Here is a 26,804-nt window from a genome sequence, read left to right on the forward strand (position 1 = left end):
CGGGGCTCTGCCCCGGACCCTGGAACCGCGGCTGCGGCCCAGACCGCGGGACTAGGGCTCCGTTCCAGGCTGCGGGGCCGGGGCTTCGTCCCAGGCCCCGGCGTCGGGGCCCTGCCCCAGACCTTGGAACCGGGGCTCCGTCCCTGGCCCTGGAATCGGGGCTGCGCCCCAGGCCCCGGAGCCGGGGCTCCATCCCAAGGCACCGGAGCCGGGGCTCTGCCCCAAGACCCGGGGGTCCAGGGGCGGAGCCCATGGTTACGGGGAGGGGCGGGGAGGGGGAAGCGCCGGTATGCGGCTTCGTTGCGTGGTTCGCCGGGCCACCGTGGGCCGTGGATGGGCCGCAGTCCGGCGCTGCCGGGTGAACCGTGACCCGAGGGCCCCGGGGACGGGAGCGGGTGTATGGGCGCGTACCCTCATAGCTCGTGAGGACGGGCGCGAAACAGGCGACGAGTGGCGATGTGGTGTGCACCGTGCGCGGCCTGGTCAAGACCTATCCCGCGGCGCGCGGCCGACGCGGGGCGCCCGGTACGCCCGCCGTCCGGGCCAGCGACGGCATCGACCTCGATGTGGTGCGCGGCGAGGTCTTCGGGCTGCTCGGGCCCAACGGCGCGGGCAAGTCCACCCTCGTACGGCAGCTCACCGGCCTGTTGCGGCCCGACGAGGGCCAGGTGCGGGTGCTCGGCCACGATCTCGTACGCCACCCCGAGCGGGCCGCCCGGCTGCTGGGCTATCTCGGCCAGGACTCGACCGCGCTGGACGAGCTGACCGTCGGCCTGGCCGCCGAGACCACCGCGCGGCTGCGCGGTCTGGATACCCGCGCGGCCCGCGCCGAGCGCGACGCGGTGATCGAGGAGCTGGGGCTCGGCGAGGTCGCCGGGCGGCCGCTGAAGAAGCTTTCCGGGGGTCAGCGGCGGCTGGCCTGCGTCGCCGCCGCGCTGGTGGGGGAGCGGCCGCTGCTGGTGCTGGACGAGCCCACCAGCGGGATGGACCCCGTGGCCCGGCGCGCCGTATGGGCGGCCGTGGACCGGCGGCGGGCCGAGCGGGGGGTGACGGTGGTGCTGGTCACCCACAATGTGATCGAGGCGGAGACGGTGCTGGACCGGGTCGCCGTGCTGGACCGCGGCCGGGTCATCGCCTGCGACACGCCCGCCGGGCTCAAGGCTCTGGTGGCCGACGAGGTGCGGCTGGAACTGGTGTGGCGCACCGAGCCGCCGCTGGAGGTGCCCGAGGTCGCCGCCCTGTGGAAATCCGCCGGGGCGGCCCGGGCCGCCGGCGGCGCCTCCGGGCGGCGCTGGACGCTCCGGCTGCCGCCGGACGACGCGCGCGCCGCCATCGCCACCGTGACCGGCGGCCCCGCCTTCGCCGCGCTGGACGATTTCACCTTGGCCACGCCGAGCCTGGAGGATGTGTACATCGCCCTGGGGGGCCGTGCCGAGGGCGCGGAGGGGCTGGTGAGGGCGTGACCGCCGGGGCGAGCCGGTGAACGCGTCGGTGACCGTGACCGTATTCGAGCCGTAAGAGGCGAAGAGGAGCAGCACAACGTGAGTGTCATGCCCGCCGTGTCCGGTGTATCCGGTGTGTCCGGGGCCACTGGTGTGCCTGGTGTGTCCGGTGCGTCCGCTGGGCTGCCCAGTGCGTCCGGTGCGTCCAGTGCGTCCAGTGCGTCCGGTGTCTCCGGTACCTCGGGGGCGTCCGGTGACGCCGGTGACATGCCCGCGCCGCTGGCGGCCCGGGCGCGGCTCTTCCCCGCGCTCGTCGCGGTCTACCGCGCCCAGCTCTCACGGGCCCGGGTGGCCCGGATACCGCTGCTCTTCGTGGCCACCTTCCAGTCCATCGGGATCATGATCCTGATGCGCGGGGTGGTGGACGGCGGAAGCGAGGCGCGATCGGTGGTGGCCGGATCGAGCGTGCTGGTCGTCGCCTTCGTGGCGCTCAACCTGCTCGCGCAGTACTTCGGCCAGCTGCGGGCCAGCGGCGGGCTCGACCACTACGCGACCCTGCCGGTGCCGCCCTCGGCCGTGGTGCTCGGGGCGGCCGCCGCGTACGCCTCGTTCACCGTGCCCGGGACCGCCGTCACCGCCGTGATGGGCAGTGTGCTCTTCCAACTGCCCATGACCAACCTGTGGATCCTCCTCGCCGTGATCCCCCTGTCCGGCGCCGCCCTCGCCGGACTCGGCGCCGCGCTGGGGCTGCTCGCCCCGCGTCAGGAACTCGCCACGCTGTGCGGGCAGTTGGGGATGTCCGCCGCGCTGCTGCTCGGCGTGCTGCCCGCGGCCCGGATGCCGCAGGTGGTGTCGTACGCGCGCGATCTGCTGCCGTCGACGTACGGTGTGGAGGCCCTGGCCCGGTCCTTCGACGGGCAGCCCGACTGGTGGGTGGTCTGCGCCGACCTCGGGGTGTGCGCCGGGGTGGCCGTGGTGTCCCTCGCCGCCGCGACCTGGGCCTATCGGCGGGCGGCGGTGCGGTGACGCGCCGCAGTGAACGTCCCGCCGACCGAAGTACGCCATCCGCCTGGCACGATGACGGGGTGACCGCACCGTTGACGCCACATGATCAGCACTCGCCGCACGACGAGCCCGCCGAGGGCCGGCCGCCGTCCCCCGAGCAGCCCGCCGGGGACTCCGCCGCGCCGTACCCCACCGGGTATCCCGCGCATCCGGGGCAGGCTTCGGGGTATCCGGAGCACGCCGAACACTCCGAGCACGCTGAGCACTCCGATGAGCACGCCGAGTTCTCCGGGCACTCCGAGCCCGGGCCCGAATTGCGTGCCGAACTGGTGCAGGCGTCGCTGGTCGCCATCGCGGTGGCTGTCGCGGGCGTGCTTCTCGGGCTGCTGTGGCTGTGGTTGGCGCCGAAGGTTCCCCTGGTCTCGGACGGTTCCGCCGTCTATCTGAAGAACTCGGAAGGGGAGGACGCGGTCGGCGCGGACGGGATGTTCACGCTGCTCGGGCTCGCCTTCGGCGCCGTCTCGGCCATCATCGTCTTTCTGCTGTTCCGCCACGGCGGTATCGCGCTGGTGGTCGGTCTGGCGATCGGCGGGGTGCTCGCCTCGGTGATCGCCTGGCGGCTCGGCGTATGGCTGGGGCCCACCTCGGACGTCGTGGCGCATGCCAAGTCGGCCGGTAAGGGCGTCACCTTCGACGGACCGCTCAAGCTGGGCGCCAAGGGTGCGCTGCTGGCGTGGTCGGTGGCGGCGATGGTGATCCACCTGGCGCTGACCGGGCTCTTCGGCCCGAGGGACCCGGAGCCCGCCCTGCCGCCTCCGGCGACGCCGGGAGCGCGCTGAGCGGAGCGCGCGTCTCTTGCCGGGCCCGGTGTTCGCGGGCCCGGTCCGCCGCCACCCTCCCGGCTCAGGGAGGCTGCCCCCTCCCGGCTCAGGGAGGTCGTCCCGGCTCAGGGAGAGGGGACGCTGGAGGCGCGGACGATGAGTTCGGGGCGTAGCCGCTTGGACTCCACGGCCTCGCCCTCCAGCAGCCGCAGCAGCGTCCGCAGCCCCTCGCGCCCCATGTCGAGCATCGGTGACCGCACCGTCGTCAGCGGCACCGGCAACTCCGCCGCCAGCGGCGTGTCGTTGAAGCCCACGACGGCGACGTCGTCCCCCGCCCGCAGCCCCTGGTTGCGCAGCGCGCCTATCGCGCCGATGGCCGCGAAGTCGTTGACCGCGAAGATGGCCGTCGGCCGGTTCGGGGTGTCCAGCAGCCGCGCCGTCGCGGCGTGGCCGCCGGAGACGTCGAAGCGGGACTGGGCTATGCGGTCCGCCGGAACGGGCAGCCCCGCCTCCCGGTAGCGGTCCACCAGGCCCGCGGTGCGGTCGATACCGGTGCTGGCGTACGGCTCGCCCGCGACGATGGCGACATCGCGGTGGCCCAGTTCCAGCAGATGCTCGGCCACCAGCCGCCCGCCGAGGTAGTCGTCGCAGGTCACCGAGGGATGGGCCCCGGCGGTGCGGCTGACCAGGACGAACGGAATGCCGCGGTCGGCCACCTCGTCCAGGAACCGCCCGTCCCCATGCGCGTCGCCGAAGATCATGCCGTCGACGCGTCGTCCGATGACCATATTGGTGCGGGTGCGCTGTGCCTCGGGCCGGTCGCCGGTGTTGGCGACGAACGTGGACAGTCCGTGCTCGGCGGCGGCCTCCTCGATGCCCTCGTAGATCGTGGCCAGCACCATGTCGGACAGCCGGGGCACCAGCACGCCCACCAGGTTGCTGCGCCGGGTGCGCAGGCTCGTGGCGTGCGGGTTGGGCTGATAGCCGAGCTCGTCGGCGAGGCGGCGGATGCGCTCGACCGTGCTGGTCGAGGCGGCGCGCAGGCTCTCGTCCGGTTTGGCGTGCAGCACCCGCGAGACGGTCGAGACATGCAGGCCGAGCTGATCGGCGATGGTGCGCAGGGTGACCGGTCGTGATCGCTGCGTACCCACTCCGCTCGGCCTCCGCTTGTCCCGCCGCCGCAGCCGGACCTCGGTTGCGGCCAGTTGGCGCGATGGTAACAGCGGACCCCTTGACACCCGCTGCCGGTGGCCCACATTCTACCCAAACGATTGGCCCAAACGTTTGGGTGCGAAATCGAGCCACCTGAGGTCGGTTTCGCGTCACCGATGAGGAGGCAGGGTGCGCAGGATCGTCGTGCTGTCGACGGGCGGAACCATTGCCACGCGGCAGGACGCCCATGGCACCAGGCTCGCCGCCGAGCCCGCGGACGCCCTGTTGGAGCGGCTCCCGTGGCCGCCGGGGGTGGCGATCGAGGCGAGGGACGTGTTCTGCCTGGGCAGCTATCTGCTGACCCCGGCCGATATGCACGGCGTCGCCCTGGCCGTCCGCGAGGCGCTGGCCGACGAGTCGGTGGCCGGGGTCGTCGTCACCCACGGCACCGACAGCCTGGAGGAGACCGCCTATCTGGTGGATCTCTTTCACGGCGACCCCCGGCCCGTGGTGTTCACCGGGGCGATGCGCCCGGCGGACGCCCCGGACGGCGACGGCCCGCGCAATCTGGCGGACGCGATCACGGTCGCGGACGCCGTCGCCGCCCGTGACCTGGGGGTGCTGGTCTGTTTCGACGGCCAGGTCTACCCCGCCCGTGGCACCCGTAAGGCGCACACCACGGCGCCCGCCGCGTTCGCGGCACCCGACGGCGGCCCGCTGGGGCGGGTCGGCGACGGCGAGGTGCGGATCTCGGCGGTGCCGGTGCGCCCCAAACCGCTGGACCTCGGCGCCTTCCGCCCCGACGGGATCCGCGCTGACATCGTGGCCTGCTACCCCGGATGCGATGTCCGGGCGTTGCGCGCGGTGGCCGACGCGGGCGCCCGCGGGGTGGTGCTCGAAGCCACCGGGGCGGGCAACGCCAACCCGGAGGTCGCCGCGGAGGTCGCCAGGCTCACCGCGTCCGGTGTCGTCGTCGCCCTGTCCACCCGGGTGCACGCGGGCCCCGTGGCCGCGCTCTACGGAAACGGCGGCGGCGCGGATCTGGTGCGGGCCGGGGCCGTCCCCACCGGAACCCTGCGCCCCTCCCAGGCGCGGGTCCTGCTCATCGCCCTGCTCGGCGCCTACGGCGATCCGGAGCGGGTGCGGGCCGAATTCAACGATTCACTGGAGAGGAACACCCATGGCTAAAGAGATCTTCGTGGCGTTCGGCGTCGATGTGGACGCGGTGGCCGGCTGGCTGGGCTCCTACGGCGGCGAGGACTCGCCCTGTGACATCTCCCGCGGGATGTTCGCCGGGGAGGTCGGGGTGCCACGGCTGCTCCGGCTGTTCGAGCGGAAGGAGTTGCGCACCACCTGGTTCATCCCCGGCCACTCCCTGGAGACCTTCCCGGATCAGACCCGCCAGGTGGTCGACGCGGGCCATGAGATCGGCGCCCACGGCTACTCGCACGAGAACCCGATCGCGATGACCCGGGCCCAGGAGAGCGCCGTCCTGGACCGCGGCATCGATCTGATCGAGAAGGTCTCCGGGCGCCGCCCGACCGGTTATGTCGCCCCCTGGTGGGAGTTCTCGCCGGTGACCAACGAGTTGCTGATCGAGCGCGGTATCACCTACGACCATTCGCTGATGCACAACGACTTCACGCCCTATTACGTCCGGGTGGGCGACAGCTGGACGAAGATCGACTACTCGCGCCCGGCCGAGGAGTGGATGAAACCGCTGGTGCGTGGTCAGGAGACCGGACTGGTCGAGATCCCGGCCAACTGGTACCTCGACGACCTGCCGCCCATGATGTTCGTCAAGGCCAGCGCCAACAGCCACGGTTTCGTCTCCCCGCGCGAACTGGAGCAGACCTGGCGCGACCAGTTCGACTGGGTGTACCGGGAGATGGACTACGCGGCCTTCACCATGACGATCCACCCCGATGTCTCCGGCAGGCCCCAGACGCTGCTGATGCTGGAGCGGCTCATCGAGTACATCGGCGGCCACGAGGGCGTGCGCTGGTCGACCTTCGACGACATCGCCACCGACTTCAAGGCTCGTTTCCCCCTTTCCTGAAGGCTCGGTTCGCCTCCGGGGCGCCTCAGCCTCCCCCCGCTACCGCTGGGAGGTGCCCCCTGTCGACGGTCGACCGTGCTCGGTCGCCCACGCGGCGGAGCCGCATGTCGATCGCAGCCCTCGCTCCCTGCGCGCGCTCTCCCTTTCGACAGCGACGCGCCCCTTCGGCTCGCCCCCAGCTACCGCTGGGAGGTGCCCCCGGCCACAAGACCCCAGCACCCTCTCCGTCCCGCCCCCAGCGCGGTCATCCCGTGTGCGGCGCGGCCCTTTCCCGGGCGACAGGTTTCATGCCGCCGGGCCCCGGCCCCACCCCCGGCCGAAGCATCTTCGTTCCCCTCGCCGCGCCGGCGCGGCGATCCCCCGCTTCCGACAAGGGGCACCCGTCATGACCACAGTCTCCTCCGACCCCGTCGCGCCCACCCGCAGATTGCCGCGCATCGGGGTGCGGCCCACCCGTAAGGCGACGGCCATCGCGTTCTTCGCATGGGTCTTCGCCGTCTACGACTACATCCTCTTCGGCACCCTGTTGCCGGAGATCTCCGACCGCTTCGGCTGGAGCGAGGAACGAGCGGCGCTGGTCTCCACCCTGATCTCCGCCGGAACGGCCATCGTGGTCCTCGGGGTCGGCCCGCTCGTCGACCGGCTCGGCCGCCGTAAGGGCATGATCCTCACCGTCTCGGGCACCGCCCTGGCATCGGCCGCCTCGGCCGGAACCGTGAACGCCGGGTATCTGGTCGGTGCCCGCTCCCTGGGCGGCATCGGGCTGTCCGAACAGTCCGTCAACACCACCTACCTCAACGAGATCTACGCCGTCACCGAGGACGAGGCGATCAAGAAGCGCCGCGGCTTCGTCTACAGCCTGGTGCAGGCCGGCTGGCCGACCGGCACGCTCGTGGCCGCGGCGTTCGTCGCCGTGTTCCTCCCGCTCGTCGGCTGGCGCGGCTGCTTCCTGCTGGCCACCTTCCCCGCCGTCGTCATCGCCCTGCTGCGCCGCGGACTGCCGGAGACCCCGCAGTTCGAACTGGAGCAACGGCTGCGTCGGCTGCGCCGGGAGGGCAAGCCGGACGAGGCACGGCGGGTCGCGGCGGAGTACGGCGTGGACGAGGGGTCCTCCGCACCGCTGCTGGAGATCTTCCGCGGCCGCGCCCGGCGCAACACCCTGGTGCTCAGCTTCGCCTGGCTGGCCAACTGGTTCGGCATCCAGACCTTCAGCGTCCTGGGCACCACGGTGCTCACCAAGGCCAAGGGCGTCAGCTTCGCCAACTCCCTGGTGCTCTTCATCGTCATCAACGCCGTGGCCTTCGCCGGATATCTCTTCCACGGCTGGGCCGGTGACCGTTTCGGACGCCGGAATGTGATCGGCTGCGGCTGGATCCTCTCGGGCGTGCTCTTCGCCCTCATGCTGACCGTCGCCCACGGCACCGTCGCCGTGGTGGTGCTCTACTCCCTGGGGATGTTCTTCCTGGTCGGCCCGTACGCCGCGATGCTCTTCTACATGGGCGAGTGCTACGACACCCGCTGCCGGGCCACCGGCACCTCGTTCATCAACGCGTTCAGCCAGCCCGGGGCCATCGCCGCCGGGGCGATCGCCACCGCGATGCTCGCCTCCGGCGCCCACTGGGATCGCACCGCGCTGCTCGTCGGGGCGGTCGGCACCTTTCTGTCCGGCTTCGTGATGTTCGCCGCCCGGCGCGTCGACACCGTCGAAGCCTGAAACCACCGGGAGAAGACCACAGTGGCAAGGACCGACCATCCCACGGACCGGCGCGTCGCCGTCATCACCGGGGCGGCCAGCGGCATCGGCCGCGCACTCGCCGTGGAGTACGCCCGCCGCGGGGTGCGCACCGTCATCGGCGGCTACCCCGGCGACCCCCACGACCCCGCCGAGACCGAGCGCCTGGTGAAGGCGGCGGGCGGGGAGTGCACGCGGTACGACGTCGATGTGCGCGACCCCGCTCAGGTCGAGGCGTTCGCCGAACACGCCCTTACGGCCTTCGGCCGCCTGGACATCGCCGTGGCCAACGCCGGGGTGCTGCGCCGGGCACCGCTCGATCGGCTCACCGACGACGCCTGGGACGACATGCTCTCCGTCGACCTCACCGGGGTGCTGCGCACCCTGCGCTCCGCCGCGCGGCGGATGGACGGACCGGGCGCGATGGTGGCGGTGTCCTCCATCGCGGGCGGGGTCTACGGCTGGGACGACCATGCCCACTACGCCGCCGCGAAGGCCGGTGTGCTCGGGCTGTGCCGCAGTCTCGCGGTCGAACTCGCCCCGCGGGGCATCCGCGTCAACTCCGTCGTTCCGGGGCTCATCGAAACCCCCCAGTCCTCCGACCCCGTCAACTCGCTCGGTCCCGAGGGGCTGTCCCGTGCCGCCGGGGGCATCCCCTGGGGACGGGTCGGGAGGCCCGGGGAGATCGCCTCCGCGATCGCCTATCTGACCTCGGGCGGCGCCTCGTACATCACCGGTCAGAGCCTGGTCGTCGACGGCGGCCTCACCGTGAGGATGCCGGCATGAGGAGGGAGCGCTGATGGGTGCGCTGGACGGACGGAGGGCGTTCATCACCGGCGGGGCCAGCGGGATCGGCCGCGCCGTCGTCGAGGCCTACGCGGCCGAAGGGGCCCGGGTGGTGGTGGCCGACCGCGACGGGGAGCGGGCGAGGGCCGTGGCCGAGCGGACCGGCGCCGCGGGGCACACGGCGGTGGACGTGAGCGATCCGGCCGCCGTGGAGGCGGTGATGTCGGCCGCGGTCGGGGAGTTCGGCGGAATCGACATCCTCGTCAACGCCGCGGGCATCCTCACCGAGGCGCCGCTGCTGGAGATGGACCCGCGGATGTGGTCCGAGACCCTCGCGGTCGATCTGACGGGCGTCTTCCTCTGCTGCCGCTACGCGGTCCCCCAGATGGCGGAACGGGGCTGGGGGAGGGTCATCAACATCGCCTCGCAGCTCGGTATCAAGGGTGGCCGGTCGCTGTCCCACTACGCGGCCGCCAAGGCCGGGGTCATCGGGCTGACCAAGTCGCTGGCCCTGGAGGTCGCGGAGCGGGGCGTCCTGGTGAACGCCATCGCGCCGGGGCCGATCGACACCCCGCTGGTCGCCGGGATCACCCCGGAGTGGAAGGCGGCCAAACAGGCCGAACTGCCACTGGGGCGGTTCGGCCGGCCCGAGGAGGTCGCCCCGACCGCCGTGCTGCTCGCCAGCGACCCCGGCGGCAATCTGTACGTCGGCCAGACCCTCGGCCCCAACAGCGGCGATGTGATGCCGTAGCCGCGTCGGCGTCGGCCGCGGCCCTCCCCGCGTCGGACGCGAACCGCGGACTCGGCGGGCCGGGCCCGGACGCATACGGCTCGGGGCGACAGAAGCGGAACGACAGAAGCGGGAACGACAGAAGAAGGAAGGTGGCGGGATGTGCGGGGCCTGCGGTGAGCGGGGCGCGTTCGACTGGGCGCGGCCCTGGGTCAGCGGGATCGCCGCCCGCCGGGCGGTGGCCGCCGCGGTCGGCGCGGTGGACCGGCCCGGGGTGCGGGTGGCGGTCGGGAGCGGCGGCTGGCTGGTGACCGGACCCACCGGAGCGACCACGGCCTGTGCGGGGCTGGTCGCCCTGGTGGCTGCCGTACGGCGCTGGGCCCCCGGAGCGGAACCGGCATCTCCGGACCGCGCGCGGCCGTCCGGGCCACTGTCCGTGCCCGGGGAGGAGGACCGGCGCCGGGGCGTGGTGCTGCGCGTCGCCCCGGGCGGGGCCCGCCGGGCCGACGCCGCGTTGGAGGTGCCCGGGACAGTGGCGTTGGTGGACTCCGGGGCCACGGCCCGCGCCGTCATCGCCGCGCTCGCCTCGCCCCGCTGGTTCCCCCGCCGCTATCTGGAGCGGGTGGAGGGCGTGGCGGACGCCTGGGCCCGTCCCGCGCCCGCCCTGTGGTCACCGCCGACCGGCCCGGACCCCTGTGCCCTGGCCGCCGACACCCTGGTCCGGCTGGAGTGGATCCGGCAGAGCGGCCGGCTGGACGGGGACGCGCTCGCGGTCCGGGGCCCGCTCGGTCCCGCCGCCGGGTACGACGTGGAGATCCGCGACGGGCACGTGGTGCGGGCCCGCACCTGCCGCGCGAGCCATGAGCGGGCCCGCCATGAGAGCTACGAGCGGAACCACGAGCAGAGCTACGAGCGGGCGATCGGTGCCACCACCGCGGCCGTCAGCGACGCCAGGTCCTTGGGGGACAGCTCGACCTCCAGCCCGCGGCGGCCCGCCGAGACGCAGATCGTCTCGTAGCCGTCGGCCGAGGCGTCCAGGGCCGTCGGGAGGCGCTTGCGCTGGCCGAGCGGGGAGATCCCGCCGCGCACATAGCCCGTGGTGCGCTCGGCCACCGCCGGGTCCGCCATCGTGGCGCGCTTGCCGCCGACCGCCGAGGCGAGCGCCTTGAGGTCGAGCGTGGCCGAGACGGGCACGATGGCGACCGTAAGGCGGTCATCGACGCTCGCGACGAGGGTCTTGAAGACCCGCTCCGGTGCGACGCCGAGCGCCTGGGCGGCCTCCTCGCCGTAGGACGGGGCCGCCGGGTCGTGCTCGTAGGAGTGCACGGTGAAGTCCGTGCCCGCGGCGGTGAGGGCGGTGGTGGCGGGGGTGCCCGCCGAGTTCTTCTTGGTCTTCTTCGGCATGTTCGTCCGCGTCAGTTGGGGCTGGTGGGACCGCGGGTCAGATCGACGGCGGGGAGCGACGGGAGCTTACCGATGACCGCGCTCTCGGCGCGAAGGAGTTTCAGCTCGTCGGCCAGCCGGCTCGCGGTGTCCGGCGCCTGCAGCAGCCGCTGCTTCGCGGGCGTGTCGAGCACGGCGGCGGCCGCCACCAGGTAGGAGAGGACGGATGGCTCGCCCGGCAGGTCCTGCTCGGCCGCCAGGGTGCGCTCCCGGGCTCCCGCGAGCCGCTTCTGGTACATGCGGAAGGCCCGTACGACCCCCGAGGCCAGCGCCCCGGCGCCCTCGCCCTGCTCCTCCTCCAGCTCCTTGACCTCGGCCGTCAGATACGGGCCCGAGGAGTCCACGGAGACCAGCTCGAAGCGGGTGGTGCCGGTGGCCAGCACCTCGAAGGTGCCGTCCTCCTGCTCCCGGATGGTGGCCGCGTCGGCCACGCATCCCACGGAGTAGAAGGACTTGGCGGGGTCGGGGCCGAACCCGGCGGTGGGGCCGGGGTCCGGCGGCGTGTGGGAGTCCGGGAGGCCGATCGCGCTCGGCGCGACCTCATAGCCGTCCCTGATCGCGATCACGCCGAACCGGCGCGGCGCGTCCTCGGGGAGCGCCGACAGATCGCGCATCAGGGAGCGGTACCGCTGCTCGAAGACGTTCAGGGGCATGACGAGCCCCGGGAACAGCACCGTGTTCAGCGGGAAGAGCGGAAGGCGCGCGGAGGTCACGGGGCGTAAGCCTAATGGCCCCGCGCGTTCCCTTTCACTGGCGCCGGAGCAGCGGTCACTGGCGCCGCAGCAGCCGGGACGCGCCGGCGGCGACCGCGGTGGCCAGCACCCAGCCCAGAAGGATCATGACGATGGAGGCCCATTGGACGGCGCCCTGGGGTTTCCAGTAGCCGTCCATGCCCAGATCGATGACCGGGATCAGCAGGTCGAGCGTGTACAGCGAGGCGTTCCAGTTCGGCGATTCATCGGGCTTCAGCGCCTCCGGCCGGTTGTGGGCGAAGAACACCGAGCCGACCGCCCACAGCACCGCCATCCACACCGCCGCCCGGCCCGGGCGGTAGCCGTAGGCCACCGTCCAGTCCTGGAGGTAGCCCCACACCTTCCCGGCGAGCGGCAGGGTCTCCCGGCGGCGCCGCTGCTTGGCGAGCTGCACCTCGCGCGCGTCGGCGTCCTCGCCGCTGGTCCGCATCGAGTTGGCCAGCATCTCGTACGGCTCGGGCGCGTACTCGGGTGTGGCGGCGGCCACCCACTCCAGCCGCCGGGCCAGCGGGAAGTGGCCGCGCGGGATCAGGCACTCATAGCTGAACCCGGCCATGGTCAGCCCGCCGGGCCCCGGCCAGCTCACCGACTTGTCGACAAGGTTGACCACCCGGGCGCCGGAGAGGATCACCCGTCCGCGCTGCGGCCGCTCCCCGAGGAAGCGCAGCTCGGGCGTCTGGACCCGGCGCAGCGACAGCTCCTGGTCGTTCTCCATGATGAAACGGGCCTGGTCGAAGTCGATCGCGTCGCCGATCCGCCCGTCGTCCAGCCGGACTCCGCCCTCGCACTCGAAGCGCTGGATCCGGGTGCCGCGGGTGGGGGTGGAGGCGGTGCCGTACGGCGGGGTGGAGCCGCTGGAGTACGTGCTCACCCCGCCCGCGGTGAGGTACAGGCTGCGCTCCACGGTCAGCTGCGGCGCGTTCAGCGCGCGGCGGCCGTAAGGGTTGCGCAGCCGGCTGCCGCGCAGGCTGAGCGACACGCCGATCTGCGCCCCGCGCAGGCTCAGCTCGCCGTACGACTCGATCATGTCGGCCTGGAAGTCCTGGGCGACGGTCAGCCCGTCGGCGCTGATCGACATGCCCCGGCGGTCGCGGCGCACGATGAGCTGGTTGAGCAGTAAATCGGTGCCGATATGGGCATCGGTGAGCCGGATGCCGTGTTCGACCACACAGCGCGGCAGATGCAGATCGCCCTCGGTGCGCAGCCGGGCCGCCTCCAGCCGGGGCAGCGAACAGCCCACCAGGCGCAGGGTGGTGAACTGCGCCTCGGGGACCAGCACCTCCCGCTCGAAGCGGCAGTTCTTGAGCTCCACATAGGGCTCGATGTTCCCGCCGGCCAGATCGAGCGTGCCGGTGATGTGCACCCCGTTGAGCTTGAGCGCCGAGACCCGGCCGGGCTGCGCGGGCGGCCCGTCCAGCAGCAGGAGGGCCACGACACGCGCGCGGACACTGCGCTCCGGGCCCCAGGCATACGGTCCTGAGGGGTCGTTCCGCTGGGGGTGGGAGGTGCGCAGATCATGGGTGCTGCCATTGCGGAACGCCTGCCACATGCCCCATTCGGCGGTGGTCAGATCGAGGCCCGGGGGTGGATCGCCATCGTGCGGCTCGGTCACAGCCGTGTCCCCTCCTGATTCTCCGTGTCCCCGTACGGAGCACATTCCCGCTGAGTAACCGGTTGAACGCCAACGGTCAGGGTCAACTTAGGGGGTCCGTATCACTGGCTGATACGGGGGGAGGGGCCTCGTGGCGGGTCTGAGACAATTGATCGCGTGATCTCCCGTATCGATCTGCGCGGCGCCGCCTTCCCGGAGGGCGGGATCGACCGCGACCTGCTGCCCCGTGCCGAGCTCGACGTCGAGGCCGCCCTGGAGAAGGTGCGGCCCATCTGCGACGACGTGCGCCATCGCGGTACCGCTGCGCTGATCGACTACGCCCATCGGTTCGACGGCGTGACCATGGAGCGGGTGCGGGTCCCCGCGGAGGCGCTGGAGAGCGCCCTCGCCGAGCTGGACCCGGCCGTGCGGGCCGCCCTGGAGGAGGCCGTCCGGCGGGCCCGGCTGGTCCACCGCGACCAGCGGCGCACCGACCACACCACCCAGGTGGTGCCGGGCGGCACCGTCACCGAGCGCTGGGTGCCGGTCGACCGCGTCGGGCTGTACGTACCGGGCGGGCGCTCGGTCTACCCCTCCTCCGTGGTGATGAACGTGGTGCCCGCGCAGGAGGCCGGGGTCGCCTCGATGGCCGTCGCCTCCCCGCCGCAGGCGGAGTTCGGCGGGCTGCCGCACCCCACCATCCTCGCGGCGTGCGCGCTGCTGGGCGTGGACGAGGTGTACGCGGCGGGCGGCGCCCAGGCCGTGGCGATGTTCGCCTACGGCACCGAGGACTGCCGTCCGGTCTCGATGGTGACTGGTCCCGGCAACATCTGGGTCGCGGCGGCCAAGCGGCTGCTCAAGGGCCGGATCGGCATCGACGCCGAGGCCGGGCCGACCGAGATCGCCATCCTCGCCGACGCCACCGCCGACCCGGTGCATGTCGCCGCGGACCTGATCAGCCAGGCCGAGCACGATCCGCTGGCCGCGTCCGTGCTGGTCACCGACTCCGAGGAGCTGGCGGCCGCGGTCGAGAAGGAACTCGAGACCCAGGTCGGTGCCACCAAGCATGTCGCGGACCGGATCGGTCCGGCGCTGGCCGGGCGGCAGTCCGGCATCGTACTGGTGGACGGTCTGGAGCAGGGCCTGGCCGTCGTGGACGCGTACGCGGCCGAGCACCTGGAGATCCAGACCGAGGACGCGGCGGCCGTCGCGGCCCGGGTGCGCAACGCCGGGGCGATCTTCGTCGGGGCCTACGCCCCGGTGTCGCTCGGCGACTACGCGGCGGGCTCCAACCACGTGCTGCCCACCGGCGGCTGCGCCTGTCACTCCTCGGGGCTGTCCGTGCAGTCCTTCCTGCGCGGCATCCATGTGGTGGACTACACCCGGGACGCGCTGGCCGAGATCGCCGGCCATGTGGTGACGCTGGCCGAGGCGGAGGATCTGCCCGCCCACGGCGCCGCGGTGAAGGCAAGGTTCGACTGGAAGGTGCCACCGAGCAAGTGACCGGCATTGACGATCTCCCGATCCGGGACGAGCTCCGTGGCAAATCCCCGTACGGCGCTCCGCAGCTGGACGTGCCCGTACGGCTGAACACCAACGAGAACCCCTATCCGCTGCCCGAGCCGCTGGTCGCCCGGATCGCCGAGCGGGTCGCCGAGGCGGCCCGCAACCTCAACCGCTACCCGGACCGGGACGCGGTCGAGCTCCGCACCGGGCTGGCCCGCTACCTCAGCCGTACGGCCGGTCTCGAAGTCGGCGTCGCCCAGGTCTGGGCGGCCAACGGGTCCAACGAGGTGCTCCAGCAGCTGCTGCAGACCTTCGGCGGCCCGGGGCGCACCGCGATCGGCTTCGAGCCCTCGTACTCGATGCACGCGCTGATCTCCCGTGGCACCGGCACCGGCTGGATTTCCGGTCCGCGGAACGCCGACTTCACCATCGATGTCGATGCCGCCCGTAAGGCCATCGCCGAGCACCGCCCCGACGTCGTCTTCATCACCTCGCCGAACAATCCGACGGGGACGGCGGTCGCCGCCGAGGCGGTGCTCGCGCTGCACGACGCGGCCCAGGACGCCAGGGCGGACACCGCCGGGGCGCTCGTCGTCGTGGACGAGGCGTACGGGGAGTTCAGCCACCGTCCGTCGCTGCTGCCGCTGATCGAGGGGCGGCCGCGGCTGGTGCTCTCGCGGACCATGTCCAAGGCGTTCGGCGCGGCCGGGCTGCGGCTCGGCTACCTCGCCGCCGACCCGGCGGTCGTCGACGCCGTCCAGCTGGTCCGCCTGCCGTACCACCTGTCGGCCATCACCCAGGCCACCGCGCTGGCCGCCCTGGAGCACACCGATACGCTGCTGGGGTACGTCGAGGCGCTCAAGGCCGAGCGCGACCGGCTGGTGAGCGAGTTGCGCACCATCGGCTGCCAGGTGACCGACTCCGACGCCAACTTCGTCCAGTTCGGCCGCTTCGAGGACGCCCACGCGGCGTGGCAGGGCCTGCTGGACCGGGGCGTCCTGGTCCGTGACAACGGTGTACCGGGATGGCTGCGGGTCACCGCGGGGACCCCGGCCGAGAACGACGCGTTCCTCGACGCGGTACGCGAGCTGATGAAGGAGAAGAGCGCATGACCCGCGTGGGACGCGTGGAGCGCAGCACCAAGGAGACCTCGGTCGTCGTCGAGATCGACCTCGACGGCACCGGCCAGGTCGATGTGTCGACAGGGGTCGGCTTCTACGACCACATGCTCGACCAGCTCGGCCGCCACGGCCTCTTCGACCTCACGGTCAAGACCGAGGGCGACCTGCACATCGACACCCACCACACCATCGAGGACACCGCCCTCGCGCTCGGCGCCGCCTTCAAGCAGGCGCTCGGCGACAAGGTGGGCATCTACCGCTTCGGCAACTGCACGGTGCCGCTGGACGAGTCGCTGGCCCAGGTGACGGTCGACCTCTCCGGCCGCCCGTACCTGGTGCACACCGAGCCGGAGAACATCGCGCCGATGATCGGCACCTACGACACCACGATGACCCGGCACATCCTGGAGTCCTTCGTGGCCCAGGCGCAGATCGCCCTGCATATCCACGTGCCCTACGGGCGCAACGCCCACCACATCGTGGAGTGCCAGTTCAAGGCCCTGGCGCGGGCCCTGCGCTACGCCAGCGAGCGCGACCCCCGCGCCGCCGGGATCCTCCCCTCCACGAAGGGCGCCCTCTGACGTGAATGGCCTGTCGACCGTATTCATCCTCGTGGGGCTGTTTCTGCTCGGCGGGGTCGTCTCCTTCGTCAAGCAGGGCATGTCCAAGAGCATCATCACGCTGCTCGGGATCGGCGCCACGATGGCGCTGCTCGCCGGCGTCCTGCGGCTTGAGGTATGGAATTGAGCAACAAGAGCGTCGTTGTCCTCGACTACGGATTCGGCAACGTCCGGTCCGCCGAGCGGGCCCTCGCCCATGTCGGCGCGCGGGTCGAGATCACCCGTGACTACGACAAGGCCATGGCCGCCGACGGCCTGCTCGTCCCCGGTGTCGGCGCCTTCGCCGCCTGTATGAATGGGCTGCGCGCGGCGCGCGGCGACTGGATCGTGGGGCGCCGGCTGTCCGGCGGCCGCCCGGTCATGGGCATCTGCGTCGGCATGCAGATCCTCTTCGGGCGCGGTATCGAGCACGGCGCCCCGGCCGAGGGCCTGGACGAGTGGCCCGGCACGGTCGAGCCGCTGCGCGCCCCCGTCGTCCCCCACATGGGCTGGAACACGGTCAAGGCACCCGGCGACTCCCAGCTCTTCGCGGGCCTCGACGAGGGCGAGCGGTACTACTTCGTTCACTCCTACGCGGTCCGCACCTGGGAGTTCGAGGTCACCAACCGGCATATCCCCGCCCCCAAGGTCACCTGGTCCACCCACGGCGAGCCGTTCGTCGCCGCCGTCGAGAACGGCCCGCTGTGGGCCACCCAGTTCCACCCCGAGAAGTCGGGCGACGCCGGGGCGCGGCTGCTCCGCAACTGGCTCGACACGCTCTGACCGGCCCCCCGCGCCAGCTCTCACCGCCCGCACGCTCCCACCGAAGGTTGTCCGCATGCGCACGCACCGCCTCGAACTCCTCCCCGCCGTCGATGTCCGCGACGGCCAGGCCGTCCGCCTCGTCCACGGCGAGTCCGGCTCCGAGACGTCGTACGGCGACCCGATGGAGGCCGCCCTGGCCTGGCAGCGGGCGGGCGCCGAGTGGCTGCACCTGGTGGACCTCGACGCCGCCTTCGGCACCGGGGACAACCGCGCGCAGATCGCCGAGGTGGCCCGCGCCATGGACCTCAAGGTCGAGCTGTCCGGCGGGATCCGCGACGACGCCTCGCTGGCCGCCGCCCTGGCCACCGGCTGCGCCCGGGTGAACCTCGGCACGGCCGCGCTGGAGTCCCCCGAGTGGGTCGCCAAGGTCATCGCCGAGCACGGCGAGCTGATCGCCGTGGGCCTCGATGTGCGCGGCACCACGCTGCGCGGCCGCGGCTGGACCCGGGACGGCGGCGATCTGTACGAGACGCTGACCCGCCTCGACTCCGAGGGCTGCGCCCGCTACGTCGTCACCGACATCGCCAAGGACGGCACCCTCCAGGGCCCCAACCTGGAGCTGCTGCGCAATGTCTGCGCCGCGACCGACCGGCCCGTCGTCGCCTCCGGCGGCGTTTCCTCGCTTGACGACCTGCGTGCCCTTGCGACCCTGGTACCGGAAGGTGTCGAGGGCGCCATCGTGGGCAAGGCGCTCTACGCCAAGGCGTTCACCTTGGAAGAGGCGTTGGAGGCGGTGGCCGTATGACCTCACCCGAGATCGGGCGACGGGTCCAGACCGAGAGTCCGTGGGAACAGACCATTGGGTTCGCCCGGGCCGTCGAGGCCGGTGACCTGGTGCTCGTCGCCGGGACGATGCCGCTCGCGGAGCGCGGCGTCCTGGAGGGCGAGGGGGATCCGTACGAGCAGACGCTCGCGGCCTTCCGCCATGCGCTGGACGCGCTGACGAAGTTCGACCTCGGCGTCGAATCGGTGGTCCGCACCCGTATGTACCTCACCCACGCCCGCGACGTGGACGAGGTGGGCCGCGCCCACAAGGAGCTCTTCGACGCCGTGCGCCCCGCCGCGACGCTGGTCGTGGTGTCCGGCTTCGTCGACTCGCGCGTCCTGGTAGAAGTCGAACTGGAAGCATTCCGAGGAGCACGACAGTCATGACCCTGGCGGTCCGAGTCATCCCCTGCCTGGACGTGGACAACGGCCGGGTCGTCAAGGGCGTCAACTTCCAGAATCTGCGCGACGCGGGCGACCCGGTCGAGATGGCCAAGATCTACGGCGAGGAGGGCGCGGACGAGCTGACCTTCCTCGACATCACCGCCTCCTCGGGCGACCGCGAGACCACCTACGACGTGGTCCGCCGCACCGCCGAGCAGGTCTTCATCCCGCTCACGGTCGGCGGTGGCGTCCGCACCCCGGAGGACGTCGACAAGCTGCTGCGCGCCGGGGCGGACAAGGTCGGCGTCAACACCGCCGCCATCGCCCGCCCCGAGCTGATCCGCGAGATCGCCGAGCGCTTCGGCAGCCAGGTGCTGGTCCTCTCGGTCGACGCCCGCCGCTGCCTCGAGGGGACGGTGACCCCCTCCGGCTACGAGGTCACCACCCACGGCGGCCGCCGCGGCACCGGCATCGACGCCGTCGAATGGGCCCACCGCGCGGCGGAGCTGGGCGCCGGGGAGATCCTGCTGAACTCCATGGACGCGGACGGCACCAAGGACGGCTACGACACGGCCATGATCGGGGCCGTCCGCAAGCACGTCACCGTCCCGGTGATCGCCAGTGGCGGCGCCGGTAAGCTCACCGACTTCGCCCCGGCGGTCGCGGCGGGCGCGGACGCGGTGCTGGCCGCCTCCGTCTTCCACTTCGGCGATCTGCGCATCGGCGAGGTCAAGGACGCGCTGCGGGACGCGGGGCACCCGGTGCGCTGAGGTACGTCACGGCGGCGGGGGACCACCGATGGTGATCCCCCGCCGCGTCGCGTCTCAGCTGGTCGGCCGCTCGCGGTAGTGGTCGACGATCCCGCGCTTCAGGTACGCGGTCTTCTCCATGACGTCGCCCTTCTTGCCCGCCCCGACGTCCCTCGTCAGGTAGCTGCGCTCACCGAGCAGGGTCAGGCTGTCCCGGTCGAAGACCCACTCGGTGGCCTCCCCCGACCTCTTGTCGACGCGGGCGATGCCGACCCCGTGGCGGCCGGCCGCGTCCACCGCGTCCTCCTTCCGCGTCACCCCGGGGAGCTTCGCGGCGGCCTTGTAGAGAGCGGCCGCGTTCTCCGGCGGCATCACCGTCTCACCCAGGAAGGAGCCGATCCGGTTGAAGACGGCCTGCGCCTTCTCCACGTCCTCGTCCGGGCTCGCCATCCGGTACAGCTCCTCGAGCAGGGCGTCCGGGTCGGTCGGCAGGGACGCCAGCCACTGGTACGTGGGGCGGTGGACGCCCGCCGGGGACCCACCCAACTCGGCCATCCGGCCCCACTCCCCGTTTTCCTTTATCTCGCCGGTCTTGGTGATCCGCTTCACCTGCTGCGACATCCAGACCTCACGCTCATGCCGCGGCTCCAGTTTCGAGGAGCCGTCCTCCTTCATCTCGGCCCCCGCCGTCAGGCTCTTGACGTAGACGAACTGGTCCTGTCGCACCGGCTGGACGTCCGACTTCGCCGCGGTCCCGGCGATCCGGTCGAGCAGGACGGTGGCGGTCTCACGCGGCTGGGCGGTGGTGTCGCCGGACGTCCCGCCCCCGGTGAAGGTGATGGCCAGCGCCCCGGCCAGCGCCAGCGCCGCGGCGGGCATCAGCAGCACCGGGCGCGGCAGCCGCCGCAGGACCTTCCGGGCGGGCGCGGGGGTGCGGTTCTGGTCGTCATCGATGTGCTGCATCAATCGGTCCTTGTGGTGGAGGTACGGAGCGGAGGGCACGTCCCGTTCGGCCGGGACGGGAGGAAGCAGCCGGGCGAGCTCCTCGCGCGCGGTGCCCTCGTACACGTCGTACGCGGTGTCCTCGTACGCGGCGTCCTCGCGCTCGCGCTCGGGCCGGGCGGGCCCGGAGCCGGCGGCGTTCATCGGGGGTCCTCCTGAAACTCCTGAAAGGGCAGGGCCGCGAACGCGGCCTCACGCTGTACCTCTCCGCGACGGTGCGGCGGTTCCTTCTTTTCTTCCGCGAGCCGCTGATCGGCGAGGGCGCGCAGCCGGGCGCGGGCCCGGGACAGCCGCGAGCGCACCGTCCCCACCGGGATGCCCATGGCCTCGGCCGCCTGTGCGTAGTCCAGACCGGACCAGACGCACAGCGCCAGCACCTCCTGCTCCCCGCGCCGCAGCCGTCCGAACACCCTGCGCACGGCGGCGATCCGGCGGGCGTCGTCGATCCGGCCCGCCGCCTCGTCGGCGAAGTCCGCCACCGGGGCGGGGGCCGGGCGGCGGGCCAGGAAGGCCAGGCGGCGGCCGATGCCGCGGTTGGCGTTGCGGGCCTTGTTCGTCGCCACGCCCAGCAGCCACGGTTTCAGCGTGCCGTCGCCCGGCTCCAGTTGCTCCCGGGTCCGCCAGGCGTCGAGGAACGTATCGCCCATCACCTCCTCGGCCACCGACCAGTCGCCGGTCAGCCGGAAGGCATGGTTGTAGACCGTGCGCGCGTAACTCTCGTAGAGCTCCGCGAACGCCTCACGGTCACCCGCCCGTATTCGCGCCCGAAGGCCGTCACTCATCTCGTTCACACCTCACACCCGTGCCTCTCCGCACGGCGGAGGTGGTTCCCGTGACCTGTGCCACACCTCTTGAGGAACGGGTTAAGGCACGGGCCGGTCTCCGACGCCGTCGCGACGCCCGCCTCGGCCCTCCTGGCCGGCCACGCTGATCGCCAACCCGGCACTACCCGGCGACGGGGTCGCCGCCGACGTCGGTATGCGTATCTGGCGTACGTGGGCGGCAAGACCGGCTACACGGACTACCGTTCCTGAAGACTGAGCGGGAGTGGGTCCTGTTGCCAGAACCCGTGCCCAGCCGTGTGCCCCGAACGGTGTTGGGCATACTGGTCGGCCGCTTTCGCTCCGCACTCAGCGCCATCAGATCGTGTCCGTGGTCCGGGGATGCGGGGGCGGCTTTCCTCACGCCCTTGGGCGCCGTGTCCGGCCTGGGCGGTCCGATGCCTACACCCATCGCTCTGGTGGGTGTGGGGCGGTGCCGTCCGTCGCCGGATACGGTGCCCGAGGGCGCGCCTTCCGATGGCCACGCTCGCGGCGTCGTGCCGCGTGGTGGCCCGATTCTTGCTGGTGAGGGGCCTCAGCCAGTGCTGAGCACCCCACTTGGACGTGTAGGCGGGATCGACGGCGACGATGACGATGCCCAGTTCTGCCGCCATCGCGACCAGACGGGCCCGGAGTGTGCTGACGGGCAGGCCGGAGATGAGTTTCCGGAAGCTTTTGCGGCGTCCGTGCTTCTCGCGGGTCTTCTCAGCGGTGAAGTCGAGGTCTTCGATGGCGATGGCCAAGTGGTGGCGCCTGGCCCAGTGCAGGAGGCGGATGAGGGCATGCCGTACCTGTGCGTCCCGGTGTGGTGCGTTGCCGGAGAGGTCGTAGGGGAACCTGCGGGGTTCGCCGACGGGGTTGCCGTGGGGGTCCAGGCGCCAGGCGGCCAGGTGATCGGCGTTGGTGTCCACACCGATCAGCCCGCCTGACCGGGGCGCCTCCAGCGGCATCGTCCTGACCGGTGGGTTCTGCCAGGAGGCGGTCAGGTACCAGCGGTCACGCTCCACGTCGTAGTGGATGCGGTAGGCCACGGCACCGTTCGCCGAGATGCGGTCCGCCCACTGCTCGCCCCGGTGCCGGAAGCCGGTCCGGCAGGCCAGCACGTACCGGCCGTGGGGCGCGTTCGCCAGTCCAGCCAGCGGCGCCGGAAGCTTGATGCTCACCTCACCGTCCGGAGTGACACGGATCGTCTCGTTCCCGCATCGCTTCCCCGACTCGCCGTCGGCCTGGAGGAACCAGCGCCCGGCCTCCCACCGCTCCCGCCACCGCGTCCCGGTCAGTCGGGCGGCTTGGAGGTTGTGCCGGTGGCGCAGCAGCTTCTTTCCGCCGCGCACCACCCGCACGCGTCCGGCCTCACGGTCGGCCCGCTCCCGCTCCAGCCGGTCCTGGAGCAGATGCAGGCGCCGGGCCTTGGCGAACCACTCCTGCCGGGAGCGGTAACCACCCGGGGAGCCCTTGGAACCCTTCGCCCCGACCGGCAGCGACAGCCGGAACGCGATCATGTCGATGCTCGTCCGGAGGTGCTGGATATGCGCGAGCTGACCGCGCCGGGCCAGCGCCCACTGGTCATGCGTGGCCTTGGTGATGCTGCCCGCCCAGCGCGAGGAAGACTGGCCGGTCACGACTCGCTTGCGCCGCGCCCACTGGTCACTGTCGTGATCCAGCCCGGCCGCGCAACGGGCCTTCAGGTCCCGGGAGGCCAGGGAGCCCAGCAAACCCCCGACCGTACGCAGGACCTCCTCGTCCTGCCCGGTCAGACCCTCGAGGCCGCAGCGGATCGACACTCCGGCCGGGCCGGGCACCACGAACGGCGCCGCCACCTCGCGCAGCTCACCCACTTCCCCCGCCCCCTTACCCGGCTCGAAGTTCCCGTCACCGCACCCAGCGAGCACCTCCCGCAAAGGTCACGCATTCGGGGTAGGAACTCCCGTTCCTTTTCAAGTCCCGTCGCGCGGCCGTCAATGCTCAGTCCCGCACGCCAAAACGCGCCTAAACGCTGTCAACCGGCAGCAGCTTGAAACCCCACCCTGACGGCGGCCTGAGCTCAGCCGACCCGGACGGCCGGCTGGTGGCGGACGGGGAAGTTGACCGAGTTCGCGATGAAGCACGTCTGATGGGCGTCCGTATGCGCCGAACGCGCCCGCTCCAGCATCGATTCGTCCGCGACGGTGACCACCGGATTGAGCACCACCTCGACGAAGCGTCCGCTGTGCCCGGCCGTCTCCTCCATGACCCCGGCGGCGACGTCCTCGTACGCCGTGACCGTCACCCCGTCCCGGGCGCATACGGAGAGGTAGGTCAGCATGTGGCACTGCGAGAGCGAGGCCAGCAGGAACTCCTCCGGATTCCAGCACTCCGGGTCCCCCAGGAACGCGGGATCGGCACTGCCCCGCAGGGTCGGCTTCCCGTCGCCGAGGATGTCGTGCGACCGCCCGTAGCCCCGGTAGCCACTCGTCCCCGAACCGGTGTTACCGGTCCACCGGACGGTTGCGCGATAGGTGTGCTGTCGGCCCATTGTCTGTGTGCTCCCCTTCGTGTCCCAGCAGTGGCGGAGCTGGCGCCTGCCCATCATGCCGTGCTGACTGGGAGTGTCGCACCCAGGAGGAGCGCGTCCTGGTACAGGGGCTCTGACCTGCGCAGACTCGGTGGGGTCGGCACAGAGCCGCACAGGGACGGAAAGGGATACCGCCATGAACGCCAAGAACGACATGACCGGGACCGGCAAGGTCGTGCTCATCACCGGGGCCAGCAGCGGGATCGGAGCGGCGACCGCGCGCCGGCTCGCCGCCGACGGGCACCGGGTCTATCTGGGGGCGCGGCGGACCGAGCGGCTGGGGGAGCTGGCCGGGGAGCTCACCGCCGAGGGCGGCAGCGCCGCGTACCAGAGGCTGGACGTCACCGCGGCCGATGACATGCGGGCCTTCGTGGCGGCCGCCCGGGAGCGGTTCGGGCGGGTGGACGTGCTGGTCAACAACGCCGGGGTGATGCCCCTTTCACCGCTCGAGGCGCTGAAGGTCGACGAATGGGACCGGATGCTCGATGTGAATGTGCGCGGTGTGCTGTACGGCATCGCCGCGGCCCTGCCGGTGATGCGGGAGCAGGGCGGCGGGCACGTCGTGAACATCGCCTCGGTCGGCGCGTACGAGGTGTCGCCCACCGCCGCGGTGTACTGCGCCACCAAGTTCGCCGTGCGCGCCATCTCGGAGGGGCTGCGCCAGGAGTCGGCCGGTCACATCCGGGTCAGCCTGGTCTCCCCGGGCGTGACCGAGTCCGAACTCGCCGAGTCCATCTCCGACCCGAGCGCCCGTGAGGCCATGAAGACCTACCGCTCGGTGGCCATCCCCGCCTCCGCGATCGCCGACGCCATCGCGTACGCCATCGGACAGCCGCCCGAGGTCGACGTCAACGAGATCGTGGTGCGCCCGGTGGCGAGCGCCCAGTAGGGGCGGGCCGTCCAGGAGGGGCGGGCCGTCCAGGAGGGGGCCGTCCAGGAGGGGTGGGCGGAAAACCGGTGGGGCGATCGCTGACGGCGGCTCACACTGAGGTCATGGACGGAGCCACGTCGAGTCAGCTGCTGGGTTTCCCGCCCGATGCGCGGGTGCTCATCGTCAACTGCGACGACCTCGGCATGCACGAGTCGGTCAACGTCGCCGTCATCGACGCGATCGAGGAGGGGATCGCCGGCTCCTGCAGTCTGATGGTGCCGTGCCCGGGGGCGCCGCAGGCCCTGCGGATGCTGCGCGCGCGGCCGGGCATCCCGTTCGGCATCCACCTCACCCTCGTCCGCGACGCGGACCACCTCCGGTGGGGGCCGCTGAGCGCGAAGGCGACGGTGGCGTCGCTGCTGGACGAGCGGGGCGAGCTCTTCACCGCCGGCCGGCGGGAGGAACTGTTCGCGCGGGCGCGCCCCGAGGAGGTCGAGCGGGAGTTCCGGGCGCAGATCGAGGCCGTGGCCGACGCGGGACTGACGCCGACTCATCTGGACTGGCACTGTCTGGCCGACGGCGGCCGCGAGGACGTCTTCGAGCTGACCGTGGCGCTGGCGGGGGAGTACGGACTGGCGGTGCGGGTCTGGCTCGACGGCGGCCGCCGGACGGCGCGCGGGCGGGGGCTGCCGGTCACCGACCATGACTTCCTGGACAGCTTCGCCCTCGACGTCGACGGTAAGGCGGCCCGCTACGCCGAGTTGCTGCGCGCCCTTCCGCCCGGGCTCAGCGAGTGGGCGGTCCACCCCGGTCTTGACGACGCCCGGTCGCGGGCCGCGGAGCCCGGCGGCGGATGGCGGGTGCGCCACGGCGACCACGCGTTCCTGACGTCGGCGCGGGCCCGCGAACTGCTGGCGGAGGAGGGCGTCGTGGTGATCGACTACCGGCCGCTCCAGCGGATCTGGTCCGGGGGCGGCCGGCGTGACGCCATCTGATCCAGCGGTACCGCCGACTTGACGCCGTTGCCGGGGCCCGCTTTGATCGCAGCAGCCGCACGGTGTACCTGCCCCGTGCCGCGCAAGAGGTGCGCCCAGCCGGTAGGGGACCCGGTGCCGGTCCCGAGCCCGGACACAGTCGCCAGGACGGCGGATGCCATCCGAGGCGGGGACGCTACCCGCGAGTGTTGGAGCTTTCATGCCAGCCAGCCATGCCGCACGCCTTCGTCGCCGCTGGGCCCTCGCGTCGGTGGTTACGGCCGCCGCCGCCGCGGCCGCCGTCGTGACCGTGTCCATGTCCTCGGGAGCCAGCGCGTCCGAAGTGGCGCTGCCGCCCGTCCACGGTGGCTTCGACTACCAGATCGGCGGGGCGTACACCCCGCCGAAGGGTGTCGACATCGTCAGCCGCGACCGCGGGGACTCCCCGGCGAAGGGGCTGTACAACATCTGCTACGTCAACGCCTTCCAGGTCCAGCCGGGCGAGCGCGACCAGTGGCCGGACGACCTGCTGCTGCGCGACAGCAACGGCGATCTCGTCATCGACACCAAGTGGAAGGAACCGCTGCTCGACCTCCGTACCGCCGGGAAGCGCGAGCGGGTGGCGGACAAGGTCGACGGGTGGATCGACGGCTGCGCCGACAAGGGGTTCGACGCCGTCGAGCCCGACAACTACGACAGCTACGAACGCTCCAAGAAGCTGCTGACCACCGCTCACGCCAAGGCGTTCATGGCCCTGCTGTCGGAGCACGCCCACGCCCAGGGGCTGGCCATCGCGCAGAAGAACACCGCGGAGCTCCTCCCCGACCGGGAGGCGGCCGGGCTGGACTTCGCGGTGGTCGAGGAGTGCGGCGAGTACGACGAGTGCGGTGAGTTCGCCGAGGCGTACGACGACCATGTGGTAGTGGTCGAGTACGGCGACGAGGGCTTCGCCAAGGCGTGCGAGGGCTGGGGCGACCGGCTCAGCGTCGTCCGGCGGGACGAGGGCGTCTCGCCCGCGGGTGAGGACGGCTACGTCCGCGAGACCTGTTAGGGGATTTCCCCGGTGACCTGTTAGGGAATTCCCTCGTGTCGTCCCCGCCCGCCCCGCGCGGGCGGGGAC

Annotated in this window: 28 protein-coding genes; 20 read left to right on the top strand and 8 right to left on the bottom strand. The window is 72.2% G+C overall.

Annotated elements, in window-relative coordinates; all coding sequences use genetic code 11:
- The first annotated feature begins 422 nt into the window (after window positions 1–422).
- The 3 genes from LIV37_RS36555 (at window position 423) to LIV37_RS36565 (ending at window position 3,286) form a co-directional block, all read left to right on the top strand.
- Complete coding sequence (locus LIV37_RS36555) at window positions 423–1,463, top strand: ABC transporter ATP-binding protein (protein WP_121824085.1); 1,041 nt, start codon at window positions 423–425, stop codon at window positions 1,461–1,463.
- A 246-nt stretch (window positions 1,464–1,709) separates the two neighbouring features.
- The gene (locus LIV37_RS36560) at window positions 1,710–2,468 is read left to right on the top strand and encodes an ABC transporter permease (protein WP_020872096.1); all 759 of its coding nucleotides are present in this window, start codon (window positions 1,710–1,712) and stop codon (window positions 2,466–2,468) included.
- Window positions 2,469–2,527: 59 nt separating this feature from the next.
- Entirely contained in the window at window positions 2,528–3,286 is a 759-nt protein-coding gene (locus LIV37_RS36565; RefSeq protein ID WP_020872097.1) for a magnesium transporter, read from the top strand.
- 107 nt (window positions 3,287–3,393) lie between these two features.
- Here LIV37_RS36565 and LIV37_RS36570 read toward each other — a convergent pair whose 3' ends face one another.
- Window positions 3,394–4,419 carry a LacI family DNA-binding transcriptional regulator gene (locus LIV37_RS36570; protein ID WP_020872098.1) on the bottom strand — a complete coding sequence of 342 codons (1,026 nt, stop codon included), beginning with the start codon at window positions 4,417–4,419 and terminating at the stop codon, window positions 3,394–3,396.
- A 190-nt stretch (window positions 4,420–4,609) separates the two neighbouring features.
- Between LIV37_RS36570 and LIV37_RS36575 the strand changes: the two genes are divergently transcribed.
- The 6 genes from LIV37_RS36575 to LIV37_RS36600 all read left to right on the top strand — a co-directional run bounded on the left by LIV37_RS36575 (window position 4,610) and on the right by LIV37_RS36600 (window position 10,745).
- The gene (locus tag LIV37_RS36575; protein ID WP_020872099.1) at window positions 4,610–5,608 is read left to right on the top strand and encodes an asparaginase; all 999 of its coding nucleotides are present in this window, start codon (window positions 4,610–4,612) and stop codon (window positions 5,606–5,608) included.
- Window positions 5,601–6,479, top strand: a complete 879-nt coding sequence (locus tag LIV37_RS36580; RefSeq protein ID WP_020872100.1) for a polysaccharide deacetylase family protein — start codon at window positions 5,601–5,603, stop codon at window positions 6,477–6,479. Before LIV37_RS36575 ends, LIV37_RS36580 begins: the two co-directional genes overlap by 8 nt.
- Window positions 6,480–6,864: 385 nt before the next feature.
- The gene (locus LIV37_RS36585) at window positions 6,865–8,193 is read left to right on the top strand and encodes an MFS transporter (RefSeq protein ID WP_020872101.1); all 1,329 of its coding nucleotides are present in this window, start codon (window positions 6,865–6,867) and stop codon (window positions 8,191–8,193) included.
- 21 nt (window positions 8,194–8,214) lie between these two features.
- Window positions 8,215–8,997, top strand: coding sequence for an SDR family NAD(P)-dependent oxidoreductase (locus LIV37_RS36590; protein WP_020872102.1), 783 nt, complete (start codon window positions 8,215–8,217; stop codon window positions 8,995–8,997).
- Window positions 8,998–9,010: 13 nt separating this feature from the next.
- On the top strand, window positions 9,011–9,748 hold the full coding sequence (locus tag LIV37_RS36595) for an SDR family NAD(P)-dependent oxidoreductase (RefSeq protein WP_020872103.1): 738 nt from the start codon (window positions 9,011–9,013) through the stop codon (window positions 9,746–9,748).
- Between the two features lie 139 nt (window positions 9,749–9,887).
- A complete protein-coding gene (locus LIV37_RS36600; RefSeq protein WP_020872104.1) occupies window positions 9,888–10,745 on the top strand; it encodes a hypothetical protein in 858 nt (285 codons plus the stop codon).
- Here the strand turns inward: LIV37_RS36600 and ybaK are convergent.
- From ybaK to LIV37_RS36615, 3 genes are read right to left on the bottom strand one after another with little or no spacing between them, the layout of a single operon-like run.
- Complete coding sequence (ybaK, locus tag LIV37_RS36605) at window positions 10,634–11,131, bottom strand: Cys-tRNA(Pro) deacylase (RefSeq protein WP_020872105.1); 498 nt, start codon at window positions 11,129–11,131, stop codon at window positions 10,634–10,636. The two genes, LIV37_RS36600 and ybaK, sit on opposite strands and share 112 nt — an antisense overlap.
- Before the next feature lie 11 nt (window positions 11,132–11,142).
- Complete coding sequence (locus LIV37_RS36610; RefSeq protein ID WP_020872106.1) at window positions 11,143–11,883, bottom strand: LON peptidase substrate-binding domain-containing protein; 741 nt, start codon at window positions 11,881–11,883, stop codon at window positions 11,143–11,145.
- 55 nt (window positions 11,884–11,938) lie between these two features.
- Window positions 11,939–13,534, bottom strand: coding sequence for a hypothetical protein (locus tag LIV37_RS36615; protein WP_020872107.1), 1,596 nt, complete (start codon window positions 13,532–13,534; stop codon window positions 11,939–11,941).
- A 156-nt stretch (window positions 13,535–13,690) separates the two neighbouring features.
- On the opposite strand from LIV37_RS36615, the gene hisD reads away from it, so the two are divergent.
- From hisD to hisF, 8 genes are read left to right on the top strand one after another with little or no spacing between them, the layout of a single operon-like run.
- Window positions 13,691–15,016 carry a histidinol dehydrogenase gene (gene hisD, locus LIV37_RS36620; protein ID WP_020872108.1) on the top strand — a complete coding sequence of 442 codons (1,326 nt, stop codon included), beginning with the start codon at window positions 13,691–13,693 and terminating at the stop codon, window positions 15,014–15,016.
- Entirely contained in the window at window positions 15,013–16,131 is a 1,119-nt protein-coding gene (locus LIV37_RS36625) for a histidinol-phosphate transaminase (protein WP_020872109.1), read from the top strand. Before hisD ends, LIV37_RS36625 begins: the two co-directional genes overlap by 4 nt.
- Window positions 16,128–16,721, top strand: coding sequence for an imidazoleglycerol-phosphate dehydratase HisB (gene hisB / locus LIV37_RS36630; protein WP_020872110.1), 594 nt, complete (start codon window positions 16,128–16,130; stop codon window positions 16,719–16,721). Before LIV37_RS36625 ends, hisB begins: the two co-directional genes overlap by 4 nt.
- A 1-nt stretch (window position 16,722) precedes the next feature.
- Window positions 16,723–16,887: a hypothetical protein gene (locus LIV37_RS36635; RefSeq protein WP_020872111.1), complete on the top strand. Its 165-nt coding sequence runs from the start codon at window positions 16,723–16,725 to the stop codon at window positions 16,885–16,887.
- Window positions 16,878–17,522 (top strand): imidazole glycerol phosphate synthase subunit HisH, encoded by a 645-nt coding sequence (gene hisH / locus LIV37_RS36640; RefSeq protein ID WP_121824083.1) that lies wholly within the window; start codon window positions 16,878–16,880, stop codon window positions 17,520–17,522. Before LIV37_RS36635 ends, hisH begins: the two co-directional genes overlap by 10 nt.
- Before the next feature lie 55 nt (window positions 17,523–17,577).
- The gene (gene priA / locus LIV37_RS36645; RefSeq protein WP_020872113.1) at window positions 17,578–18,309 is read left to right on the top strand and encodes a bifunctional 1-(5-phosphoribosyl)-5-((5-phosphoribosylamino)methylideneamino)imidazole-4-carboxamide isomerase/phosphoribosylanthranilate isomerase PriA; all 732 of its coding nucleotides are present in this window, start codon (window positions 17,578–17,580) and stop codon (window positions 18,307–18,309) included.
- On the top strand, window positions 18,306–18,716 hold the full coding sequence (locus tag LIV37_RS36650) for a Rid family hydrolase (protein WP_020872114.1): 411 nt from the start codon (window positions 18,306–18,308) through the stop codon (window positions 18,714–18,716). Before priA ends, LIV37_RS36650 begins: the two co-directional genes overlap by 4 nt.
- Window positions 18,713–19,483, top strand: coding sequence for an imidazole glycerol phosphate synthase subunit HisF (gene hisF, locus LIV37_RS36655; RefSeq protein ID WP_020872115.1), 771 nt, complete (start codon window positions 18,713–18,715; stop codon window positions 19,481–19,483). Before LIV37_RS36650 ends, hisF begins: the two co-directional genes overlap by 4 nt.
- A gap of 54 nt (window positions 19,484–19,537) precedes the next feature.
- Here hisF and LIV37_RS36660 read toward each other — a convergent pair whose 3' ends face one another.
- The 4 genes from LIV37_RS36660 to LIV37_RS36675 form a co-directional block, all read right to left on the bottom strand.
- Window positions 19,538–20,608 carry a CU044_5270 family protein gene (locus LIV37_RS36660; RefSeq protein WP_020872116.1) on the bottom strand — a complete coding sequence of 357 codons (1,071 nt, stop codon included), beginning with the start codon at window positions 20,606–20,608 and terminating at the stop codon, window positions 19,538–19,540.
- Window positions 20,605–21,246: an RNA polymerase sigma factor gene (locus LIV37_RS36665; RefSeq protein WP_121825056.1), complete on the bottom strand. Its 642-nt coding sequence runs from the start codon at window positions 21,244–21,246 to the stop codon at window positions 20,605–20,607. The genes LIV37_RS36660 and LIV37_RS36665 overlap by 4 nt, the downstream gene beginning before the upstream one ends.
- A gap of 239 nt (window positions 21,247–21,485) precedes the next feature.
- The gene (locus LIV37_RS36670; RefSeq protein ID WP_020872118.1) at window positions 21,486–23,123 is read right to left on the bottom strand and encodes an IS200/IS605 family element transposase accessory protein TnpB; all 1,638 of its coding nucleotides are present in this window, start codon (window positions 23,121–23,123) and stop codon (window positions 21,486–21,488) included.
- 206 nt (window positions 23,124–23,329) lie between these two features.
- Entirely contained in the window at window positions 23,330–23,800 is a 471-nt protein-coding gene (locus LIV37_RS36675) for an OsmC family protein (RefSeq protein ID WP_020872119.1), read from the bottom strand.
- A 193-nt stretch (window positions 23,801–23,993) separates the two neighbouring features.
- Here LIV37_RS36675 and LIV37_RS36680 point away from each other — a divergent pair, with 193 nt between their 5' ends.
- The 3 genes from LIV37_RS36680 (at window position 23,994) to LIV37_RS36690 (ending at window position 26,735) form a co-directional block, all read left to right on the top strand.
- Window positions 23,994–24,728 carry an SDR family oxidoreductase gene (locus tag LIV37_RS36680; protein ID WP_167525832.1) on the top strand — a complete coding sequence of 245 codons (735 nt, stop codon included), beginning with the start codon at window positions 23,994–23,996 and terminating at the stop codon, window positions 24,726–24,728.
- A 104-nt stretch (window positions 24,729–24,832) separates the two neighbouring features.
- A complete protein-coding gene (locus LIV37_RS36685; RefSeq protein ID WP_020872121.1) occupies window positions 24,833–25,705 on the top strand; it encodes a polysaccharide deacetylase family protein in 873 nt (290 codons plus the stop codon).
- Window positions 25,706–25,904: 199 nt separating this feature from the next.
- On the top strand, window positions 25,905–26,735 hold the full coding sequence (locus LIV37_RS36690) for an endo alpha-1,4 polygalactosaminidase (protein ID WP_121824082.1): 831 nt from the start codon (window positions 25,905–25,907) through the stop codon (window positions 26,733–26,735).
- Window positions 26,736–26,804: the final 69 nt, after the last annotated feature.

Source organism: Streptomyces rapamycinicus NRRL 5491, assembly GCF_024298965.1.
GTDB lineage: Bacteria > Actinomycetota > Actinomycetes > Streptomycetales > Streptomycetaceae > Streptomyces > Streptomyces rapamycinicus.

Bases quoted from the DNA above. Each gene is read 5' to 3' on its own strand.
- LIV37_RS36560 (WP_020872096.1), top strand. From the start codon at position 1,710: ATGCCCGCGCCGCTGGCGGCCCGGGCGCGGCTCTTCCCCGCGCTCGTC.
- LIV37_RS36580 (WP_020872100.1), top strand. From the start codon at position 5,601: ATGGCTAAAGAGATCTTCGTGGCGTTCGGCGTCGATGTGGACGCGGTG.
- LIV37_RS36585 (WP_020872101.1), top strand. From the start codon at position 6,865: ATGACCACAGTCTCCTCCGACCCCGTCGCGCCCACCCGCAGATTGCCG.
- LIV37_RS36595 (WP_020872103.1), top strand. From the start codon at position 9,011: ATGGGTGCGCTGGACGGACGGAGGGCGTTCATCACCGGCGGGGCCAGC.
- LIV37_RS36600 (WP_020872104.1), top strand. From the start codon at position 9,888: ATGTGCGGGGCCTGCGGTGAGCGGGGCGCGTTCGACTGGGCGCGGCCC.
- ybaK (WP_020872105.1), bottom strand. From the start codon at position 11,131: ATGCCGAAGAAGACCAAGAAGAACTCGGCGGGCACCCCCGCCACCACC.
- hisB (WP_020872110.1), top strand. From the start codon at position 16,128: ATGACCCGCGTGGGACGCGTGGAGCGCAGCACCAAGGAGACCTCGGTC.
- hisH (WP_121824083.1), top strand. From the start codon at position 16,878: ATGGAATTGAGCAACAAGAGCGTCGTTGTCCTCGACTACGGATTCGGC.
- priA (WP_020872113.1), top strand. From the start codon at position 17,578: ATGCGCACGCACCGCCTCGAACTCCTCCCCGCCGTCGATGTCCGCGAC.
- LIV37_RS36650 (WP_020872114.1), top strand. From the start codon at position 18,306: ATGACCTCACCCGAGATCGGGCGACGGGTCCAGACCGAGAGTCCGTGG.
- hisF (WP_020872115.1), top strand. From the start codon at position 18,713: ATGACCCTGGCGGTCCGAGTCATCCCCTGCCTGGACGTGGACAACGGC.
- LIV37_RS36660 (WP_020872116.1), bottom strand. From the start codon at position 20,608: ATGAACGCCGCCGGCTCCGGGCCCGCCCGGCCCGAGCGCGAGCGCGAG.
- LIV37_RS36665 (WP_121825056.1), bottom strand. From the start codon at position 21,246: ATGAGTGACGGCCTTCGGGCGCGAATACGGGCGGGTGACCGTGAGGCG.
- LIV37_RS36675 (WP_020872119.1), bottom strand. From the start codon at position 23,800: ATGGGCCGACAGCACACCTATCGCGCAACCGTCCGGTGGACCGGTAAC.
- LIV37_RS36680 (WP_167525832.1), top strand. From the start codon at position 23,994: ATGACCGGGACCGGCAAGGTCGTGCTCATCACCGGGGCCAGCAGCGGG.
- LIV37_RS36685 (WP_020872121.1), top strand. From the start codon at position 24,833: ATGGACGGAGCCACGTCGAGTCAGCTGCTGGGTTTCCCGCCCGATGCG.
- LIV37_RS36690 (WP_121824082.1), top strand. From the start codon at position 25,905: ATGCCAGCCAGCCATGCCGCACGCCTTCGTCGCCGCTGGGCCCTCGCG.